The sequence below is a fragment of the Martinezella lusitana genome, from assembly GCF_014207095.1.
Lineage (GTDB): Bacteria > Pseudomonadota > Alphaproteobacteria > Rhizobiales > Rhizobiaceae > Rhizobium > Rhizobium lusitanum_B.
Genome location: NZ_JACHBG010000006.1, coordinates 266,958 through 288,457, shown reverse-complemented (window position 1 = coordinate 288,457; position 21,500 = coordinate 266,958). Strand labels below are relative to the sequence as shown.

General features: G+C 59.2%; 15 protein-coding genes. 6 read left to right on the top strand and 9 right to left on the bottom strand.

Annotated elements, in window-relative coordinates:
• Positions 1–57: 57 nt before the first annotated feature.
• A complete protein-coding gene (locus GGD46_RS15890) occupies positions 58–1,281 on the bottom strand; it encodes an MFS transporter (RefSeq protein WP_184705478.1) in 1,224 nt (407 codons plus the stop codon).
• 226 nt (positions 1,282–1,507) lie between these two features.
• Entirely contained in the window at positions 1,508–2,203 is a 696-nt protein-coding gene (locus GGD46_RS15885) for a GntR family transcriptional regulator (protein ID WP_184705476.1), read from the bottom strand.
• Between the two features lie 295 nt (positions 2,204–2,498).
• Between GGD46_RS15885 and GGD46_RS15880 the strand changes: the two genes are divergently transcribed.
• From GGD46_RS15880 to GGD46_RS15855, 6 genes are all read left to right on the top strand, one after another.
• Positions 2,499–2,729: a hypothetical protein gene (locus GGD46_RS15880; RefSeq protein ID WP_184705474.1), complete on the top strand. Its 231-nt coding sequence runs from the start codon at positions 2,499–2,501 to the stop codon at positions 2,727–2,729.
• Positions 2,726–4,552: an ABC transporter ATP-binding protein gene (locus GGD46_RS15875; RefSeq protein ID WP_184705472.1), complete on the top strand. Its 1,827-nt coding sequence runs from the start codon at positions 2,726–2,728 to the stop codon at positions 4,550–4,552. Before GGD46_RS15880 ends, GGD46_RS15875 begins: the two co-directional genes overlap by 4 nt.
• 43 nt (positions 4,553–4,595) lie before the next feature.
• Entirely contained in the window at positions 4,596–6,131 is a 1,536-nt protein-coding gene (locus GGD46_RS15870) for an ABC transporter substrate-binding protein (RefSeq protein ID WP_184705470.1), read from the top strand.
• Positions 6,132–6,194: 63 nt separating this feature from the next.
• The gene (locus GGD46_RS15865) at positions 6,195–7,118 is read left to right on the top strand and encodes an ABC transporter permease (protein ID WP_184705468.1); all 924 of its coding nucleotides are present in this window, start codon (positions 6,195–6,197) and stop codon (positions 7,116–7,118) included.
• Positions 7,119–7,124: 6 nt separating this feature from the next.
• Entirely contained in the window at positions 7,125–7,973 is an 849-nt protein-coding gene (locus GGD46_RS15860) for an ABC transporter permease (RefSeq protein ID WP_184705466.1), read from the top strand.
• A 6-nt stretch (positions 7,974–7,979) separates the two neighbouring features.
• Positions 7,980–9,710, top strand: coding sequence for a M14 family metallopeptidase (locus GGD46_RS15855; RefSeq protein WP_184705464.1), 1,731 nt, complete (start codon positions 7,980–7,982; stop codon positions 9,708–9,710).
• 430 nt (positions 9,711–10,140) lie between these two features.
• On the opposite strand, the gene GGD46_RS15850 is transcribed toward GGD46_RS15855, so the two are convergent.
• The 7 genes from GGD46_RS15850 to GGD46_RS15820 form a co-directional block, all read right to left on the bottom strand.
• Positions 10,141–10,758, bottom strand: coding sequence for a hypothetical protein (locus tag GGD46_RS15850; RefSeq protein ID WP_184705462.1), 618 nt, complete (start codon positions 10,756–10,758; stop codon positions 10,141–10,143).
• A gap of 473 nt (positions 10,759–11,231) precedes the next feature.
• On the bottom strand, positions 11,232–12,422 hold the full coding sequence (fdhA, locus tag GGD46_RS15845) for a formaldehyde dehydrogenase, glutathione-independent (RefSeq protein WP_184705460.1): 1,191 nt from the start codon (positions 12,420–12,422) through the stop codon (positions 11,232–11,234).
• A 593-nt stretch (positions 12,423–13,015) separates the two neighbouring features.
• Complete coding sequence (locus GGD46_RS15840) at positions 13,016–15,070, bottom strand: beta-galactosidase (RefSeq protein WP_210325589.1); 2,055 nt, start codon at positions 15,068–15,070, stop codon at positions 13,016–13,018.
• Positions 15,071–15,174: 104 nt separating this feature from the next.
• A complete protein-coding gene (locus GGD46_RS15835) occupies positions 15,175–18,210 on the bottom strand; it encodes an aminotransferase class III-fold pyridoxal phosphate-dependent enzyme (protein ID WP_184705458.1) in 3,036 nt (1,011 codons plus the stop codon).
• Between the two features lie 16 nt (positions 18,211–18,226).
• Positions 18,227–18,943: an SDR family oxidoreductase gene (locus GGD46_RS15830; RefSeq protein ID WP_184705456.1), complete on the bottom strand. Its 717-nt coding sequence runs from the start codon at positions 18,941–18,943 to the stop codon at positions 18,227–18,229.
• Complete coding sequence (locus GGD46_RS15825; RefSeq protein WP_184705454.1) at positions 18,924–20,579, bottom strand: amino acid ABC transporter permease; 1,656 nt, start codon at positions 20,577–20,579, stop codon at positions 18,924–18,926. Before GGD46_RS15825 ends, GGD46_RS15830 begins: the two co-directional genes overlap by 20 nt.
• Before the next feature lie 66 nt (positions 20,580–20,645).
• On the bottom strand, positions 20,646–21,392 hold the full coding sequence (locus tag GGD46_RS15820; RefSeq protein ID WP_184705452.1) for a transporter substrate-binding domain-containing protein: 747 nt from the start codon (positions 21,390–21,392) through the stop codon (positions 20,646–20,648).
• Between the last annotated feature and the right edge of the window lie 108 nt (positions 21,393–21,500).

Sequence of the window (21,500 nt, the reverse complement as noted above, 5' to 3'; positions counted from 1 at the left end):
AGGATCGGCCGAAACCTGCCATGGCGAATGAATGCTGCACCAAGAAAGGGCACCACTTTATTCGATGACGCCGCGCCTAGCCATCAGTGCCAAACCAATCATCGCCACCAGCGAGAATATCGCAGGAAGGTAGAAAACATTTGGCAGACCAAGATATGCGACACCGATACCACCGACACCGCCGCCGAGCGCCATCGCCAACGCCGAAGAGCTCATGAAGATTGCTGAGGCGGTTGCGACGGCATTGGGGAGAAGACGCTGGGCGACGATCAGCCCCAACACCATGTAGAGCCCCCAGACGCCACCCATGAGCGTCTGCCCGGCAAACATGCCAACAGCGGTTGGCCATGCAGCGAAACAGAGATTGGCAACGACACCACACGCTGCGGCGATGCACATGAGCCAAAGCGTACCGATCTGCCGTGCCAACATCACGCTGAACGGCATCAGAATAAGCTCGATCAGGGGCTGTGTGCCGATTACGGCACCTCGCACACCGGGATCGATCCCGAGGTTTTCCTCCATGTAAAGCAGAAGGAAGCCGTATTTGATGGGCTCGCCGGCATAGACCAGGACATAGAGGCCGGTGAAAAGCAGAAGCGGCGCCATGTCCGACCAAGTGGGCGAGCCGGCCGCAGCGGCGGCCTGTGTTGCCTTTTTCTTGGGGCTCGGCGAGACGCTCAAGGTCCCCAAGGGCACGATCTGCGCCACGAAACAGATGGCCGTTGTCCAGAACATGGTGCGCAGGCCCGTTTCGGCCGCCAGCCAGGCACCGATGAACGGGCCAACGATCCAGCCCGCCGTCAGCGCCATCCGGATGAGTGCAACCACGCTTTCGTTCGCGCCCGCCGGATTCCTCTTCAGATCGTCATGAATGGCCGTGAAAAGCTGCGATGTGGCGGAGCCGGAGAACGCCAGGACGACGGCACCAATCACAAACGGCATCCATGGTGCGCTCGAAAGCGCAAAACCGACCCATCCGAGAAAGCCTGCCATGGCACATAGCCGGAACAGGCTGAGGCGCTTGCCTGTCCTGTCGGAGTAGCGACCGACCAGGTAGCCGGCAACCGGCGCGGTCAGGCCGGTCAGATAATAAAGCCCGGCTACGGGCATGGATGTTCCGAGTTCTTTGACCAGGAAGACGACGATCTGCGGCAGTGAAGCCGAGGTCCCTAACCCCGACAGGAAAAGGGCGAGCGTTGCGCCGCGATAGAGCGGCGAAGCCCATACTTGCTGGATTGCGGTCGCCTTGCTGGAGCCTTTGAAGGATTGCGCGTCCATTCCATTTCAATCCGCGGTAGCCGGTTGCCTATCTTGTCTATTCCGGTTCGACGCGCATAGCCGCCCTGATCAACAACGACCAAGATCAACCCTTCTGGACAGATGGAATCACGATTTCGTCCCGGATGGCGGGTATCTTTCCGCCAAAGCAGCTCCTGTGGCAAATGTTTGCTTCAAGCCGCAGCCTTTCATATGATGATTTCCACAGTGATAGCCGATTCAGGCTTCAGCCGGGTATCGCCCGGGAATAGGCGGCCAGAATAAACCGCTCCGCCTGATACAGATATTTCTCCAACGCCTCGGCGGCATTCGCTGTCGCCCCCTCCTCGATATGAGCGAGAATCGTGGCGTTCTGCCCGACATAGGGAGCATGCAGATATTCAGGATCGCGGATCAAACCGAATACCAGACGCAACTCCAGCGAGATCTGGGCATAGAACGCCGAGAGCCTCGGGCTGTCGGCCAACTCGACGATGGCGGCATGAAAGGCGATATCGGCGCTGCCGACATCAAGCCATTCGCTGCGGTCACGATGCTGGATCGCAGCATCCACAGCCTCTCGCATCTTGCTGACGCTCGGATGGCGATGATGTGCGCCGGAAACCGCCGAACACTCTATGAGCCGGCGAATATGGAAGATATCCATAATGGTGGAGATGCTCGGCGTGGTGACGAACACGCCTCGGTTGGCCTCGTGACGCAGCACGCCTTCCTTTGTCAGCAGCCGAAAGACTTCACGCAGCGTGTTACGCGAAACTTGGAACTCCTCACATAGCGTCGCCTCGGAAAGGTGGCTCCCGGGAGACAAAGTCCCGCTGATGACCCGCTCGCGGATGCGCGCCGCCGTCACGTCCGTCACCGTTTGTCCAGCCTCCGCCGGACCCGAAATCGGCTCGATACTCACAAGCTTCGTCTGCTTCATCTGCTCTCCCGGCGCCTGGCGTCAATCCCTGTTGCGCCCTCTTATCCCTGCGTTATCCAGCAAGCCACCCATCGCTGTGAAGGCGCGCAAGCAATTGGATTTCAAACCGAAACTCACCGGGTTAGGCCAATAACAAGGCTACCAACGTTGGACGATTTCGGATGAAAGCCCCTCAATTTTCGATGATGATCGCGAAAATTGTTGAACAATATAGACCAGATTGTTGTTTGATGCTATCTCATCGCCTAAGAAATGTAGTGGGAACATGGATATAGATGACCGCGGATTGCGCGATTTGGAGGAAGCCGTTGCTTGCTTTTTCCAGAATCAGATGTCGGCGGTCGTCAGGATGCCGGCACCCATCCGTAGCGACACCTTCGGCGGAGGATCCGGCGTGTTCACACCAAAAGGCGATATCGTTGCCGTCTGGGACACAGTGAAAATGGAAGTGCAGATCGTGCCCATCAATCCGCAAAACTGCGAAAACTCATGGCGCAACCCGCTACATGCCGAGACGAGCGCATGACGAAGGCGACGGATATGAACAAGCCACTTCTGTCAGTCGCGGATTTGACGGTGCGGTTCGGCGAAAACCGCGTGGTGGAAGGCCTTTCCTTTTCCGTAGAGCCGGGCCGGACGCTAGCGATCGTCGGGGAGTCCGGATCCGGAAAGTCAGTGACATCGCTCTCGATCATGCGGCTTGCAGACATGATGGGTGCTCGCTTCGAGAGCGGCAGCATCGCTTTCAACGGCGAGGATCTTCTCAAGCTCTCGCAGAAGGAGATTCGCTCCATCCGCGGCAAAGAGATCGCCATGATCTTCCAGGAGCCGATGACCTCGCTCAATCCCGTCTTCACCATTGGCGACCAGATCAGCGAAGTCCTTCTGCTTCATGAAGATGCCGGCAAGTCCTCCGCGATGACAGAAGCGCGGCGACTTCTCGAAATGGTACGGCTGCCCGATGCCGAAGCGCTGTTGAACCGCTTTCCGCATCAACTTTCCGGCGGCATGCGCCAGCGCGTGATGATCGCCATGGCGCTCGCCTGCCGCCCCAAACTACTGATCGCCGACGAGCCGACGACGGCGCTCGACGTTACCATCCAGGCGCAGATTCTCAATATCATGCGGGACCTGCAGAAGGATCTCGGCATGGGCATGATCTTCATCACCCATGACATGGGTGTCGTCGCCGAAATGGCTGACGATGTGGTCGTCATGTGGAAGGGAAAGAAGATTGAGGAGGGTCCGGTTCGCGAGATATTCGCCAATCCGAAGCATCCCTATACCCGTGCTTTGCTTGCCGCGGTTCCGAAGCTCGGAAGCATGGCTGGCGAAGACTTTCCGAAGCGGTCGCCCCTCATCGTTCTCGAAGGTGGCGAGCCGAAAGTCGTCGGCGAGGAGCGGATTCAGAATACCGCCCGCTACGATCAGCCACCATTGCTGTCCGTGCGCGACCTCTTCGTGCGTTTCGACATCAAGAAGAACATATTCGGCCAGGTTACGCATCGTTGCAATGCCGTCCAGCAGGTCGGTTTCGACATCCACCCCGGAGAAACGCTTGCCCTGGTTGGCGAATCCGGCTCCGGCAAGTCGACCATTGGCCGAACCATCCAGCAATTGCAAAAAGCCCGAGCCGGCGAAATCACCTTCAACGGCAAGAGTTTTGCCGCGATGTCGGCGGCAGAACGCTTCCGCATACGCCGGGACGTGCAATATATTTTCCAGGATCCTTTCGCCTCGCTCGATCCGCGCAAGACGGTCGGTTTCTCGATTGCTGAACCCATCAATACGCATGGCATCATCTTGGGCTCGAAGGAGGTTCGCCGCCGTGTGGACGAACTTCTGGAGCGCGTCGGTCTGACATCGGCCCATGCCGAGCGTTATCCGCACGAATTCTCCGGCGGCCAGCGCCAGCGCGTCTGCATCGCCCGCGCACTCGCCTCCGATCCCAAGCTCATCATCGCGGATGAGGCGCTTTCGGCGCTCGACGTATCGATCCAGGCACAGATCATCAACCTGTTCATGGATCTGCAGGCCGAACGCGGACTTGCCTATCTCTTCATCAGCCATGACATGGCAGTGGTGGAAAAGATAAGCCACAGGGTCGCGGTTCTCTATCTCGGCCAGATCATGGAAATGGGCAGCCGCCGGCAGGTTTTTGAAACGCCGATGCATGACTATACGCGACGCCTGCTTTCCGCCGTGCCGGTCGCCGACCCCACGGTCGAGCGCAAGACCGCGCTGATCGAGGGCGAAATTCCAAATCCCGTTCGCCGTGTTGGCGATGAGCCGCCCATTCTCTCCCGCGAGGAAATCGGCGCGGGTCATTTCATCGCCAGAAGCGCATAAACGACCACTATCCATTGCAACGATCTGAAGAGGAAACAGGTTGATGAAAAAATTCAAATTGGGGCTGAGAACCGCTCTTGCTGTGCTCGCGCTGTCGGGCATGACCGTCAATGCGGCGCCGGCACTGGCCGCTGGAAAGATGACCATCGCTTCGTCGCAAGACCCCGGCAGCTGGGATCCGATCGATACGTTTCTGGTGGCCTGGGCCGTCGTATCGACCAATATTTTCGATGGGCTGACCTATCGCGGCCCCGACCTGAAGCTGGTGCCCGGCCTTGCCGAATCCTGGGAAGAGCTGGACCAGGGCAAGCGCATCCGTTTCAAGCTGCGCCACGACGTGAAGTTCCACGACGGCGAGCCCTTCAATGCTGAATCGGTAAAATTCACCTTCGATCGCCTGCTGGGCGCAGAGGGTGCAAAAGGCCCGCAGCGTTCGAACTACACGGCGATCGAAAGCGTCGATATCATCGATGACTACACGGTCGACATGAAGCTGAAGACGCCCGATCCGGTGCTGCTGACCAAGCTTGCCGGCTATGGCGCAATGATCGTTCCGCCGAAGTACATCAAGGAAAAGGGCGAGGACTACTTCAACCTCAATCCGGTCGGCACCGGCGCCTTCAAGTTCGTTTCCTATACGCCGAAGGTGAATATCAAGCTCGCGGCCAATCCTGATTACTGGGGTGGCGCGCCAAAGCTTTCCGAACTCGAATATCGCTTCATCAGCGAGCCCGCGACCGCCGTTGCCGAGCTTCAGGCAGGCCGTGTCGATCTCGTCATCCCGCCGATCATCCCGATCGGCATGCTCCCTGTCATCCAGAACGATTCCAAGCTGGAGATTGCCAGCGTTCCCGGCCCGACGGTCGACGCGCTGCGCTTCAACACCCGGGACGGCATCACGGCTGATCCGCGCGTGCGCAAGGCCATCATTATGGCAATCGACCGCGCAACCATCATCAAGTCGATCCTCGTCGGTCAGGCCGTCGAGATCACCAGCTTCCAGGGTGCATCGTCCTTCGGCTATGATCCAGAGCTGAAGGCTCTTCCCTACGATCCGGAAGGCGCCAAGAAGCTGCTCGCCGAAGCAGGCGTCAAACCCGGCGCGACAATCCAGATCGATATTCGCGGCAACGACACAACCATGAACGAGGTGGCGCAGGTCATTGCAAGCTACCTGCAAATGGTCGGCATCACCGCGACCCTCAAGCCCTATGAGACCAACGTTCTGCTGAACGACATCATTCCGCAGGGCAAGACCGGCGCGATGTTCGAGCAAAAATGGGGTGGCTGGACCTTCGACTTCGACAATACGGCTTATGCGATGTACCACTCCGGCGAAAAGTGGAATCCCTACGAAAAGGATGCAACGCTGGACAAGCTGCTGGAATCCCAGCGTCCGCTCACCGATCGCGCCGAGCGGGAGAAGATCCTGAAGGAGATCGGCAAGTACGTCACCGACAAGGCGCTGGAGCTACCGCTCTATAACTCCAACGCGATCTACGGCATCAGTAAGCGCGTGAAGGGCTTCGTGCCCGCGCCGGATAACCGCATCAAGCTGAACGAAGTAACCGTCGAGTAATCGTCAATCGTGGCGCCGCCGGAATGTCCGGCGGCGTCCAACTGCAAATTTCGGGAAAAGAACGTGGCCGGTTTTCTCATCAAGCGATTGTTGCAGGCGATTTTCGTCGTCATCGCCATCACACTTCTCGTCTCCTTCGCCATTCGCCTGACAGGCGATCCCGCCATGATGATGTTTCAGGGCGGCGGCAGCATGACGGAAGAGGATCTGGTGCGCATTCGCGCAGCGCTTGGCACGGACCAGCCGTTCATTATCCAGTATCTGACCTTCCTGAAGGGACTGCTGACACTGGATTTCGGACGCAGCTTCACCGGTGGCACTCCCGTCTCTCAATTGATCGCCGGCGCCCTGCCCGCCACCTTGCTGCTCGCCTTCATTGCCATGGCGATATCGATCGTGCTCTCCATCCCGCTCGGGATCAAGGCTGCGACCGCGCGCGGCAGGACGGCGGACCAGATTATCCGCGTTCTCTCTCTGCTCGGGCTTTCCTTCCCGAATTTCTGGCTGGCGCTGATGATGGTGCTACTGTTCTCGATCACGCTTGGCTGGCTGCCGCCGAGCGGCATGGTCGGGATAGCCAGCTACGTCATGCCGGCCCTGACCATGGGCGTCATCCTGACGGCGACGAATGTGCGCCTGGTGCGCACCGCCATGCTGGAAACTCTACAGTCGCAATACATCATGGTCGCACGCGCCAAAGGCCTCAGCGAGAGCAAGGTGCTTTACAAGCATGCCCTTCGCAACTGCGCCATTCCGCTGATCACCTACTTCGGCATCCAGTTCGGCGGATTGCTCGGCGGCATCGTCGTCATCGAGCGCGTCTTCAACTGGCCCGGTCTCGGAACTCTTGCGTTCGACGCCGTCGCCGCCCGCGACTATCCGCTGTTGCAGGGCGTGATCACTGTGCTGGCCTTGTTCATCGTCAGCGTAAACCTGCTGGTCGATATTGCCTACGGGCTCGTCGACCCCCGTATCCGCACGGAGTAACCGCCCATGGCCGCCACAACTTCAAGCCGTTCGCGATTCCACAGCCTCGAATTCATCGTCGGAGCTTTGCTGACCGTCGCCATCTGCCTTGCCGCCATATTCTCGGATGTGCTCTTTCCGGGTGGAGCCGAGAAGATCGATCTGATGGCCCGGCTTGCAAGGCCGTTTGCCAGCCTCGCCCACCCGTTCGGGACGGATCCGCTCGGGCGCGACGTGCTTGCCCGCGTTATCGCCGGCGGTAGGATATCGCTGTTGGTCGGCCTCACTTCCGTCATCGGCGGCGTCGTTCTTGGTGTTCTGGTGGGTCTGGCAGCGGGCTACTATCGCGGCATCTGGGATGTGCTCCTGATGCGCTTTGCCGATATTCAGCTCGCCATGCCCTTCATTCTGCTGGCAATCACCTTCATCGCTATCGTCGGCGGCAGCCTCACCAACACCATCATCCTGCTGATCGTGTCGCAGTGGGTCCAATATGCCCGTCTCGTCCGCGGATCGGTGCTGACCCTGCGCGAACGGGAATTCATCCTCTCCGCTCGCGCCATCGGCGTTAGGGATTGGCGCATCATCTTCCAGCATCTACTGCCGAACCTTCTGGGACCGGTGATCGTGCTGATGACGCTGAACATCGCCAACAATATCCTTCTCGAAAGTAGCCTCACCTTCCTTGGTCTCGGCGTCGATCCGACGATCCCCAGCTGGGGCGGCATGCTGGCCGACGGACGCACCTACCTACAGACCGCGTGGTGGGTCAGCCTCTTCCCCGGCCTCGCCATCCTGCTGACCGTACTCGGTCTCAATCTCCTGGGTGACTGGCTACGCGATAGCCTCGACCCAACAGGCAGAACGACAAGGTAAGACATCATGACCATGATTTTCGAAAGAAGCTTCGAGCGGACGCTTTCGCAACTCGTCTCGGATGCCGAGGCCGGCCAGGAATTCGAAGCATGGACCTTCGACGACAGGCAGAGCCGCCAGGATGCGGAGCGCAAGCTCAGGGAAAAGGGCGTTCAAGCCCGCATCCGTAGTGCATACAAACCACTCCTCCATGCATTTCTTGAGGAGATCGATCTGAACGGCGTGGAAGCAATCGAGATCCGATATCCAGTGCATGCGAATGCGCCCGCCAACCGCTTCCGGTTAGAAGCCTATCCGCTTGCGGCGATGGTAGGAGATCGCGCGATCACCTTCGTCGCCAGAGCCGATAGTGATTTCCATTATGATGTTCTGTTGAAGAATGGCTCAGGTGACGAACGCCAGGTCAAAGTATTGGCGCCCAATCGGGTCCACATCGACACGGCCGGCGAAACGAACGTTTCGCCAACGGGTTGGCTGGTACGGGACGGCAAGGCCACCGGCGAACGGCTGGCGACGGACTACGAGCGGCTTTTCGAAGAAACCATCGCTGCAATTACGCAGTACGACTGGGGTGCGACCGAGCCCTATTTCGAAGAGCTCAATATTCGCGTCGGACTGCCGGCTGCCGATGAGCCCCTACCGGTCGGGGACGAAGTCATGAGCCTTCGGGAGGCGCTGCACGAGGACTTCTATTTCTCGCTGCTTGAGTTCTTCCAGAAGAAATCCGGCCGGCCGCTCGGCGATCGCGGCTTGAAGCCGGGGCAGATCGTTCCGCAGATCCTGTTATCTTCCGGCGAAATCTCCGCCAAGGTAGAAACGCAAGCATTGGCCTCACGTTACTGGGACGGTGCGGAGCAGCAGATCGAGACGGCAGCAGAGCCCCTGGCCGTGCGGCAGATCGAGGCCATGCTGGAAGAGATCGGCGGCGAGACGTTTGAAGCCGTCACCCGTTCCGGCCGCGCGGTCAAAGCTCGCTATATCAAGGGCCGCGACGCGGCTGTCATGATCAGCGGCGGGCAGCATGCCAATGAGACGACCGGCGGCGTTGGCGCGCTGCGCGCCGCGCAGAGGCTCGTAGCGATCGAAGGCGCGCATTTCACGATCTCGCCGCTGGAAAATCCCGATGGCTACGCGCTGCACCAGCGCCTGCGCAAGGACAACCCGCGCCACATGTATCATGCCGCGCGTTACACCGCGCTCGGCGACGACCTCGAATATCGCACCGAGGCGAATGCTGGTCCCTATCTCTACGAGAAGAAAATTCGCTTCCAGGCGGAAAAGCTGAGCGGTGCGCAGCTGCATGTCAATCTGCACGGCTATCCCGCTCATGAATGGACCCGTCCGCTTTCCGGCTACGTGCCGCGGAACTTCGCCATGTGGACGTTGCCGAAGGGCTTCTTCCTGATCGCCCGCTACCATTCCGGCTGGGCAGCGCAAGCCGAACGGCTACTGGATAGAGTCACCAAGCATCTGGGCGCCATTCCCGGACTGCTGGACTACAACAACAAGCAGATCGCCCTTTACGAGATACACGCCGGCGAAACGGGCTTTCGGATCATCAACGGCTTTCCGTGTCTCGCAGATGTCGACGATCGTCACACCGTGCCGGTAACGCTGATTACCGAATATCCTGACGAGACCATTTATGGCGACGAATTCATCGCCGGCCACACCGCACAGATGGAAACGGTCCTCTCGGCATATGACGCCTGGCAGGACATCACAGCTTCGAGCTGAGTGGAGTCGATCACAGCATATCATCAAGTGCGGCCATTGCACTTGATGATAGTTGGAGGATTTTCACATCCCTATTGATGCGTAGGTGCCTCGGCATTCGGCGCAACTCGACGGAATATCGTACGCAATTAATGCGGAATTCCAATTCTCACGATATTGCGTCCTTGAGCGGGTATGTACGTGTATTTGTTCGCTTAGTGCATTTATTGATCTAAGTGCTGCAATCGGCCCATATTATGTAATTGTCGTTGCTCAAATCGAGCATATTCCGAAGCCATGAAAGATATGCCCGACGCACTTGCGCTTTTTCATCGATGCGATGGACATGCCAAGTTAGTGATGCCTCGGAACCTATTCAGGCGATCGAGATCGCTTCAGATGAACACGCATCTGCAGAAAGTATAAAGCCCGCACGAGGCGGGCTTTATCATCATTCGGCAGTGGCATCAGCCTTTACCTTGCGGCCGCGTTTCGGCTTTGCCGCCTCGGCACTTGCTGCTGCCGGAGCGACCTTTACCTTTGTGACCTTCGGTGATGCTTTGCTTGCCGCTGACTTTGCAGCAGCCGGCTTCGCTGCAGCTGGTTTAGCTGCTGTCGACTTTGCTGCAGCAGCCTTAGCTGCCGCCGGCTTTGCCTTTGCCTTTGCCTTGGAAGCGACAGCGTCTCCGCCGGACTTTGCCGCGTTCAGCAATGCGACACGGCGGCGGCGGTTCTGCTCGAGCGCCTGCTGGAAGCCTACGTCCTTTTCCGCATGATATGCCAGATCCTCGAGAAACTCCGCCACGTCCTTGACGGATTCCACGACGATATAGCTCAACCCTTGACCGGCATTGATCGAGTCACGCCCAACGGTGACACCGAAGCCACCGGGCACACGCTGGAACCAGGTGGAACGCCACTTCTTGAAACCAGCGGCGTCTCGCGCGTACTCTTCCAGATATGCTTTCTGCTCCTCTACTCTTGCACGAAAAGTATCGACTACATTCCGCGCACCAGCCTTAGGCTTATCAGCCTTCTTCGAAGACCATTTCTCCAGAAAGTTTGCCATTGTCTGTTTCTCTTCAGGTTTGCGTTTTGTCCAAGCGGCCGTTTGTTCGGGTCAGCGATAACGGGGTTGCTCCACATGGATAGCCGCATAAATGTATAAGATAAGTATATAATGGCAACATCATCCGTTATCATTGCTTACGGACATGCCTCGGCACCTGCACGATCGCCTGTGGCCCGCCTCAATAATATGGGGACCCTATCGGCTTAGCGGCCGAAATATCCAGCTACTCTTGATGACGATTGACGTGACTGCCAGCAGATGGTGCGACGCAACATATCCGCTCTTCGAAGCCGTTTCCTTTAGATGCTTATATCGATCGGAAAGCCGAAACAGCCTCTGGCCTGAGTGGCACCGGCATCTATGTCCAGCACGTTCGTGATAGTTCCTCAAAGCAATATCGGGAGCCGAAAGAGTATCTCTCAGCTCCCGATATTTTGCTTGCATCATGATTGGCTGCGACCGCAGCGTGCCTATGCAGCCTTTGTCAGCTCGCCATGCGGATCGAGAACGAACTTGGTCGCAGCACCCTGGTCGAAGCTCTCGTAGCCTTGTGCTGCATCCTCAAGCGAGATGATCTTGGCATTGACGATATCGGCAATCGGCAACCTGTCGTGCAGGATCGCTTGCATAAGCTGCCTGTTGTATTTGATCACCGGCGTCTGGCCGGTGTGGAAGGATTGAGCCTTCGCCCAACCAAGGCCAAAGCGCAATGACAGGCTGCCATGCTTGGCGGCATTATCGACCGCGCCAGGGTCTTCCGTAACATAGAGACCGGGAATACCGATCGATCCCGCTGCACGCGTGATCTCCATCATCTGATTGAGGACGATAGCCGGCTGTTCGCCACCGGAATGCCCCCTTGCCTCGAAGCCGACAGCATCGATTGCACTATCCACTTCATTGGTGCCGACGACTTCGGCAATCATCTCTCCAAGGCGGTCGCTCTTGGAGAGATCGATCGGCTCGAAGCCCACCTTGGCGGCATGCGCAAGACGATCCTTGTTGAAGTCGCCGATCATGACGACGGCGGCACCCAGGATACGAGCGGAGGCGGCGGCGGCAAGACCGACCGGGCCGGCACCTGCGACATAGACTGTCGATCCCACGCCGACGCCCGCACGAACCGCACCGTGAAAACCGGTCGGCAGGATGTCGGACAACATGGTGAGATCGCGAATCTTCGCCATCGCCTTGTCGCGATCGGGAAATTTCAGCAGGTTGAAGTCTGCATAAGGCACCATGACGTAGCGTGCCTGACCGCCGATCCAGCCGCCCATATCGACATAGCCATAGGCGCCACCGGCACGCGACGGGTTCACCGTCAGGCAGACGCCGGTATCCTGCGATTTGCAGCAGCGGCAGCGGCCGCAAGCCACGTTGAATGGAACCGACACAATATCGCCGATGTCGAGCATTTCGACGTCGAGACCTTTTTCGATGACCTGTCCTGTGATCTCGTGACCAAGCACCAGACCCGGCATGGCCGTCGTGCGGCCGCGCACCATGTGCTGATCGGAGCCGCAGATATTCGTGGAGATCACCTTCAGGATCACGCCATGCTCGATGCGCCGGCCATCCGGCGCTTCCAGTTTCGGATCGTCAATATTGCGGACCTCGACTTTGCCGGGCCTCAAATAGACAACGCCTCTGTTCCCAGTCATGCCATCTCCTCCTTGGTTTAACGCTGATCTTCGTTACGAGCGCTTGCGCGCCTCAGATCGGCCCGCTCCTCAACGGGCTGAACAGCAGCAAAACGGCCGCGGATGTCGCCACCTCAGCAGCATCCACAACCGGTGCAGATATGACCGATCGGTGAGGAAGCAAGAGATGGATGGCGCAATCTGAAAAGCCTCCCATCCGCCTCCGGATCACTCGTCGCGATCATCAGGCCTGCTGTCCAAAGCTCGATTATGCTCGTCAAACCTGTTCTTCAAAACCCGGTTTGACGCACTTTGGCCCGAGAAGAGCCGAAGTATGACCCTTCTCGCGCTCCCATCAAGAGATATCTCGATGGTGCCTTGAACATGGATAGAAGATCATGCCTCGGGGTAAGGCGCGCGCAGGAAAGCGACATCAGTGCCTTGCAAGGCGACATGACGCGCTTTCATTCCGAAGCTCCGGCAATGCGGAACACGCTTCGGCTTGCGGCTATTTGTTTGCCTTGCTTTCAAGGCCAGTACGGATTTCCGGACAGTTCCGCTTCCTGTGGGCTGTCGAGGACAAGACAGCCCGCAGGAATTGCCAATGCGATCAACTATTTGATTGCGGCGTCTTCACCCGCCTGGATCCAGATCGCGACGTCAACCGGCTCCACATTTCTACTGCCAACAAGGAAAATCGCATCCGCTGCGACAGGCGCACTTGCGGCTGTACTGCCGTAGTTGAAAGCGAAATGCAGCTTGCCGCGTCGAGCAAGGCGCAGGTCGCCGAGATCGGGCAGGCAGTCGACATCAGCCCAGGCAAGCGTGTCGCCCATCAGTTTCAGCAGGAACTCTTCGCGCGGAAGCGTTGCGCAGTAGCGCGCCTTCTCATTGCCGATCAGCGCCGGTGTATCGGGGCGATACTCCCCCTGGAACGTTGCAAGCACGGTTTCCCTCGTGCGGATCGTTTCCCGCCATCCGGTCGTCTGATGGCTGGTATTGCCGTAGAGCACGGCCTCGGACTGAAACGCCGGCAGGGACTCGACGCGCGTAACCCGGAAATCGAGAAGATCGCCAAGGACACCCGGCGGCAGATCGCCCGGAATATGCATGTCGCGCGTCTTGCTGCCGCTGCGGGGACCGAACAAGACCTTCGCATCCGATGCTTTGAGCCGCGCAATGAAATCCGCATCAGGGATGACAAGATCAGGTGCCAGCACGAGCTTGTATCCGTCGAGATCGGAATGCTGTCCAACGAAATCGATATCGACCCCGAGACGCGAGACGGCGGAATACCAATCAAGCGCGATCGCGGAGGCGGCATAGTCGCGCCCCTGCGGCAGGGCGCGAGTCGCAAAACGCGAGTCATAATCGAGCAGCAGCGCCACGGAAGCCTTGCCGCGCTTTTCGCCCTTGGGCAGCAGCTTCATCTCCTTGATGACCTCGGCCACTTCCTTATAGCCCTGATCCTCTTCGCTGTTGGGCAGCAGAAGGCCGGCATGGAATTGCTCCTGCGCAAAGGGCGCCTGACGCCAGCGGAAATAGGACACCATGTCGACGCCGTGGGCGTAGGCAAGCCAGGTCCACAGCCGTACCATGCCATCGGCCGGCGACTGATTGTGCAACGCCCAGTTCACCGGTCCCGGCTGCTGTTCCATGACCCAAACGCGGCCGCGGCCGACTGCACGATAAAGATCGTGGTTGAAAGCAGGCTGATCGGGGTCGCCGACGCGCAGATAGCGCTGCTTTTCCTCTGCGCTCAGTCGGCCATTGATGAGCCCGCCCATGGGATAAACGTCCCACGAGGCGATATCGATGTCCTCACCAACCTTATAGTGATCGAAGTCGGTATTCTGCGACATGAAGTTATGCGTCACCGGCCGGCCCGGCGAATGGCGGCGAATGATGTCGACCTGCGCCTTGTTGAAGTTCTGTACCTCATCGGAGGCGAAGCGGAAGTAATCGACAAGATGCGTCGGCGTCGGCTCTTCGACGAGATTGTTGGGCAGATCCACCTCGTCGAAGCTATTGTAATGCATGCTCCAGAAGGTGGTGCCCCAAGCCCGGTTCAGCTCCTCGATGGTGCCATATCGAGCCGCAAGCCATCCGCGGAACGCGTGGAGCGCCCCTCTTGAATAGCTATGGATCGTATCGTGATCACCATACTCATTGTCGGTCTGCCAGGCATGGACGAAAGGATGTTCGCCATAGCGCTGCGCGACCGCCTCGGTGATACGGGCGGCCTCCAGACGATAGCGTTGGCTGGAGAAGCAGTAGTGCCGGCGCGCACCGAATTTGCGGACAACACCGCGCGCGTCGACGGGAAGAATATCGGGATAGCGGTCCACCAGCCACTTCGGAGGCGCGGCCGTCGGAGTGCCGATGATTACCTTCAACCCCGCCTTGCCGAGTACCTCGACAGCCTCATCGAACCACTCCCAATGGAAGACGCCGGATTGCGGCTCGATGCGCGACCAGGCAAACTCGCCGATACGCACCCAGGCGAGCCCGAGTTCCACCATGCGAGCGGCATCCTCTTCCCATTTCGCCCTTGGCCATTGCTCCGGATAGTAGCAGACACCAAGCTCCAGCATGCCGGCATCCTGCCGGCTTGCATCGAAATTGTTCTGTCTGGCGAGCGGCTTGTGCACTGTCTTGTCCTTCATCATTCAAGTCGCCGAACGTCGGGCATTACCCTTGTCGCAGTCGAAATTTAAACGTTTATATCGCCGCTAAAACCAATGCGGCATGATCTCTGTGGTGAGGTGAAAACTTAGCGGCCCGGCAGGCGAGACAGGGTCTCGTCCAGTGCATCGAGGAACCGGTCGCAATCCTCCGTACTGAAGGGCGCCGGAGGCTTCACCTTCAGCACGTTATGGTGCGGGCCTTCGCTGCTGAGCAGGATACGATGCTTGCGCTTCATCTCCGCGATCACGAAGTCGAGTTCGGTCGCCGCTGGCTCCAGCGTCTCGCGATTGCGCACCAGTTCCACACCGTTGAAGAGCCCGTGCCCACGCACATCGCCGATGATCGCGTGGCGCGCGGCAAGCGCCCGCACGCCATCCATCAACCGGTCGCCAACGACACGGCAATGGTGCATCAGCCGCTCGTCGCGGATGATGTCGAGAACAGCGAGGCCGATCTCGGCGGAAACGGGGTTACCGCCAAAGGTGTTGAAATACTCCATGCCGTTGGCGAAAGAGGCGGCAATGGCTTCCGTCGTCACGACGGCTGCCATCGGGTGTCCGTTGCCGATCGGCTTGCCCATGGTGACGATGTCGGGCACTACGCCCTGCAATTCATGCGCCCACATATGGTTGCCGACGCGGCCGAAGCCGACCTGGACTTCATCGGCCAGACAAAGACCGCCTGCCGCCCGCACATGGGCGTAGGCTTCCTTCAAGTAATTGGCCGGGAGCGTCAGCTGACCACCGGTGCCTAGAATGCCCTCGCTGAAGAACAACGCGGGACGACGTCCCTCCACCGCAAGAGCGGCAACCTGGTTATGCACGTCCTCCGCATATTTGCTGCCGGCATCCGCATCGCCATAGCGGAAGCGGCCGCGATAAAGATCAGGCATCTCCGCCACCCGGACATGCCGCGGACGCCCCTCTCCGCCCTTGCCGGCAAACTTGTAGGGGCTGACATCGATCAGGCTGGACAGATGCCCGTGATAGGCATGATCGACGGTGATGATATCACGATTGCCGGTATAGGCGCGCGCCAACCGGATCGCGAGATCATTCGCTTCGCTACCAGAATTGACGAAGAAGCAGACATTGAGCGGATCGGGAAACAGGCTCGCCAGACGGCGGGAATATTCCACCAGCGAGTCATGCAGATAGCGCGAGTTGGTATTGAGCTTGCCGATCTGCGCCTGCGCCGCCTTCACCACGCGGGGATGGCAATGGCCAACGTGGCAGACGTTGTTGACCATATCGAGCCAGCGCGTGCCCTCTTCGTCGATCAGATAGGCTCCCTCACCGCCGACGATTTTCAGCGGCGTCGCGGAATAGGCGATGCTGAGCGAACGGCCGATGCGGCGATGACGCTCGCGCACCAGAAAATCCTTGTCCCGCGCGACGACGACCGAAGCAGGCTTAGAGAAACCGAAGACGACGCTCGGATCGGGGCTGATAGCCCGCCACACCTGCCATTGATCGCGCACGCCGACACCGTGCATCTGCGCACCGAGGCCGAGATGATCCGTGACGATCTGGAAATGCAAATGCGGAGACCAGTTGCCGTTTTCCGACGCCTCGCCGAGAGTGCAGAAAGCCTCGCCCTTGGTGATTATCTGCCCTACCGAGAGTTTGGCCACACTTTCCCGCGAAAGATGGCCATAGAGACTCCAGAAGACATCTCCGTCATCCGTACGATGTTCGAGCAGCACCGTAGGGCCAAAGCCGAACGCGACGGCATCGTCGTGAATGAAGGCGACCATCCCGGCAAAAGGCGCATGCACAGGCTCTTGCTCTCGGCCGAAGAGATCGACACCGAGATGAATGCTGCGGCGCTGGCCGGCGGTCGGCGTCCGATAGGCATCGCTCTTATAGATGTTGCGATCTTCACCGTAGAGACCAATGGCGAAATCGGCCCCAGCCTGTTCGACACGCTCTTCGATCAAGCGGGCCGCGCCGGCGGCATCGAGCGACGCCCAGCTATCCGCATCCGGTCCCGCCGCGGTGAAATCAAGCGCCAGTACCTCCGGCTTTGCGACCGAGGGCCTGAAGATCGCAGCGAAGTCATGCGCGTTCCGCTCCAGCCAGCGCTCGATGCGGGGGCCATGCGGGATAGGAGCTAAGCCGCAGGCATCGCGGATGCGAGCAATCGCCAAAGAGCGGTTCTCGCATTGGAGACGCTGCAACTCGCGCCAAACGTCTTCCTGACTGACGAGAAGATAGGTATTTTCCGGATTTTCGCGGATCTGCTTGGCCGCCATGCACATGCTGACGGCATAGCGCGTGCAGGTCAGATCGAAGATCAATTCGGCTTCAGTCTCGCTGATCGGATTGACGGCGTGATAGGCGCCGGCGAGACGACCGATCGTCTCGACCGGATCTTCCGTACCGATCAGCGCATAGGCACCGGCAACCGCGATTTCGACAACCCGCCAGGTTTCGACCATATCGCCGAAGTCGAGCAGGCCGCTCACGGCACCGGTCTCGCCAAGCAGGACGTTGTAGTCGTTGGCGTCGTTATGGATGACCTGGCGCGGGCATTGCTGCAATCGCGGCAGTATCTCGACAACGAAACGCTCAAGGATAACCCTCACGGTTTCGCGCTTTTCGGTATCCGTAATGAAGGCAAGGTTTTCCAGATGCATATCCGCACGGCCGATATCCCAGGCGTAAGTGCGCTTGGCGCCGGGATGGCTGAAGCCTTCGAGATTGCGATCCATCTCGCCGAGCAGTCGACCGAGCGTAACGACGCTTTGCATGCCACGCGCAGCAGATTTCGACCACACACTACCATTCAGCCACGTCAACAGGCGCGCGGTACGTTTGCCGCGTAGCTCCGCCGCAATCGCGGTGGCACCATTCCTGTCCGCCAGCGCACGGGAGATCGGAAGCTGCGGCGCAATGCGCGCCAAATGATCAAGCACGGCAACCTGCATGGCGAGATCATCGGCGTCGCCGGAGGCATGCAGCTTGAGAAGGAAGCGGGTTCCGTCTTCCGCCTCGACGCAATAGTTGAGATCGTGTTCGCCCGGCAGAGCGGTTATCTTGCCCGAGACGCCATAGCTGTCGCGGAGTAGTGCGTCGATCGCCCGGATCTCGCCGTCATGCTGGCTGTTCGCGTCGGTCATTGCCAAACTCTTTTCCTTACCAAGATATTGCTTTGCCGTCGTAGGCGCGAAAACTGCCGGTCTCCGCCATCGTCGTCGTGTCGATCAGGTCCTTCAGCCCTCGCGCGCTCCGCTCGATGTCGACAACCGCGTCCGGACTGCCCATGTCGGTGCGGATCCAGCCGGGATGCAGCGATAGGACCGCGATATTCTCGCACCGAAGATCCTGCGCCAGCTTCACGGTCGCCATGTTCAATGCGGCTTTCGAGCAGCGATAGGCATAGTCGCCGTCGTCGTCATCCAGCGTCCCCTCCGCGAGCGATCCGGCCCGGCTGCTGATGTTAACCAGCACCTTGCGTCGCCCGAGGCAAAGATTTTCCCTAAGAGCTTGAGCAATCAGCAACGGCGCCAGCGCGTTGATCCGCATGACCTCCATGAAGTCATCCGTCCGCAGCGACGCGAGCCCGCCAGTGTCGCCGCGAACCGCCGCATTGTTGATCACGATGTCGATCGTCGTGCCCTTGAGCATTTTTCCAAGCGTTTCGATCGACGCCGCATCGTTGACGTCGAGCGGATAGAACAGCATGGAAGCCATCGCCTCCGGGAGCTCCTGGCGTGCGCACGCCAGTACCCGCCAGCCTTCACCGGCATACAGCTCTGCGAGCATTCGGCCGAGACCGCGCGAGGCGCCGGTCACCAGGACTGTACCCGGCCCCTGTAATCTCGACGGCCTGTTAGCGGTGCTTGACGTCATATTTCTTCTCGATGAGGCTCACGAAGCTGGCGGCCGCAAGCGTCAGCAGGATGTAGAGAACCGCTGCGGAATTATAGGGCGCAAAGGGTAGGAAGCTTGCCGACTGGAACTCGCGCATGCGCTGGGTGATATCGCGGATCGACAGGATCGACAGAAGCGACGTGTCCTTCAAGATAGCAATCAGTTCATTGCCAAGCGGCGGAATGATGATGCGGAATGCCTGCGGGATGATAACCAGCCGGGCAGTCTGCCAGCGATTGAGGCCGATGCTTGCCGCAGCTTCGATCTGGCCGACAGGGATTGCGTTGATGCCCGAGCGGAAGATCTCGGCGAGATAGGCCGAATAAGCAAGAGCCATGGCAACGATGCCGCGCATCAGGTTCGGAGGATCGAATACGCCCTGGGTCGCATCCTTCAGAGCACCGCTGAGCGGCAGTCCGACGTAGAGCACGATAACGAGCATCGGGATGCCGCGGATCGTATCGACAATGAACTCCGAGCCGATCGACAACGGATGCCGGCGATGGAGAAAGCCGCCAAGGGTCAAAAGACCGATGATAATGGCGACCACGGAGAAAGTTATACCGGCGGCGCGGTCACGGTCGTTCAGCGCCTGGGTGCGCCATATAACCGGCCAGTCGGACGGCACGGACGCCTCAGGCAGCAATGCGCCGCTGACATCCTGCTTCTTGCCGACAGCCTCGATGGCCTGCTGCGGAGTGACGAAGGTCCTGACCGGCGTTTCCGCTTTCGGAGCCCCCTCGTACTGGCCGAAGCGCACCGCGCTGATCAAGCCCGACGGCGTGTTGGTGACGATGCCGATCTTGCCGCCGAGCGTGCCGGCCAAAACGTAGTTGTCGCGCGGCTGCAGCAGGAACCAGGCGGAAAGAGCAGCCAGACCAAACGTCGTCGCCACAAAAAAGATCAGGCTTGAGCGCGTATAGCGCAGCTTCTGCAGCCCCACCCATATGAGACCAAGAACCGCAGCCAGAAGATAGGCAGCGATGGCGGCGCGGATGGTAGTGGCAAGGCCCGACGCGAAGGCGATGTAAGCGATCAGGAAAATGAAGGCAAGGCCGGCGCCGTTGACCACCCCGAGCAGCCATGCGCCTGCCCGGCGCGCGGCACTCTCAGCCGCGACGGCTGCGCGATTACCGATCGCGAGCAATGCGAGACCAACCACGAGCAACAAGGCATAAGTTGGCCAGATCCAGGCTTCGACTTGCCGCACGATCATATCAGCAGCCGGCGTCAACTGACGCGGCGTCACGCCCTTGACAATGAGATCGGACTTGAAGGGATCGACGCTGTTGGCGACCACCGAGGCGATGAAGGGATGAACCATATCGCCCGCGAGGATTGCGGCAGTCGCGATGAGACCAAGAAGTGTCACCGCAATGGTGAGGCGCGGTCGCGCGACGTTCGCCCGCGACAGGACAAGAACGGCGATACCCGAAGCGAAAGCGGCCGACAACAGCAAGAAGCCGGGCACAAACGCCGAGGATCCCGGTTCCACGCCGAGGATAGCCTGCAACGACCGCAGATAATCCGGCGAGGACGCAAACAGATAGACAATAAATGGCAGCGCCGCGAGAATGATCAGGTTGCTGGGCCGCACGCTTTTGATGAATAACATTCCGGCCTCCAGCGCCAGATCGAGCAGACGAGGTCGGGAGCGCGGTTGCGCGCTCCCGACAAAAACTTACTTGAGACCCCAATATTTGGCGATCAGCTTGTCCAGAGTGCCGTCCTTCTTGATCTCCTGCAGGCCTTCATTGAAGGCTGCGACGTTCTCATCGCCCTTGCGGAAAACCAGACCGATCGGATCGGACTGCAGACCCTTGATGGCCGCCACCAGCTGGCCGGCAAACTCGCGCTCATAGGCGGCAGCATTGGCACCATTGATGACGACGCCGTCGACGTCCTTGTTTTTGAGGGCGATGATCGCCGCGCTGAACGTGTCATATGCGGCAACGTTTTCCTTGCCGACGAGGCCTTCTGCGACCTGGGCATCAGTCGTATTGGCTTGCGCCGAAAGCTTGCGGCCCTGTGCCTTGAACTGCTCGAGCGTGATGCCCTGATCCTCAGCGCGCGTCAGGATGACCTGGCTGTTGATAATGTACGGATCGGAGAAGTCCATAGCCTTCTTGCGCTCGTCTGTGACCGACACGCCGGAGGCGACAAGATCGAAATTGCCCTGATCGAGGGCGGCGAAGATGCCATCCCAGCCTGTCGTCACGAACTCGGCCTGGCAATGGATCTTGGTGCAGATGGCGTTGACGACATCAATGTCGAAACCGACGATCTGGCCACTCGCCGGATCGATGCTTTCCATCGGCGGAGAGGTCGTGTCGGAACCAATCTTGAGCAGCTTGCCGCCGAGATCCGCGGCCTGGGTGGCGCCTGCAGCCAATACGGCAAATGCAAGCGTTGCAACAAATTTCTTCATTTCTTCCTCCTCAATCGTCGGAACTGCCACCTTGGCAACTCGCGACAAAACCCTAAAGAAGATCCGGCCCCCTCGACGCCATCAGTCAGATCCTCGCTTCACGCCATT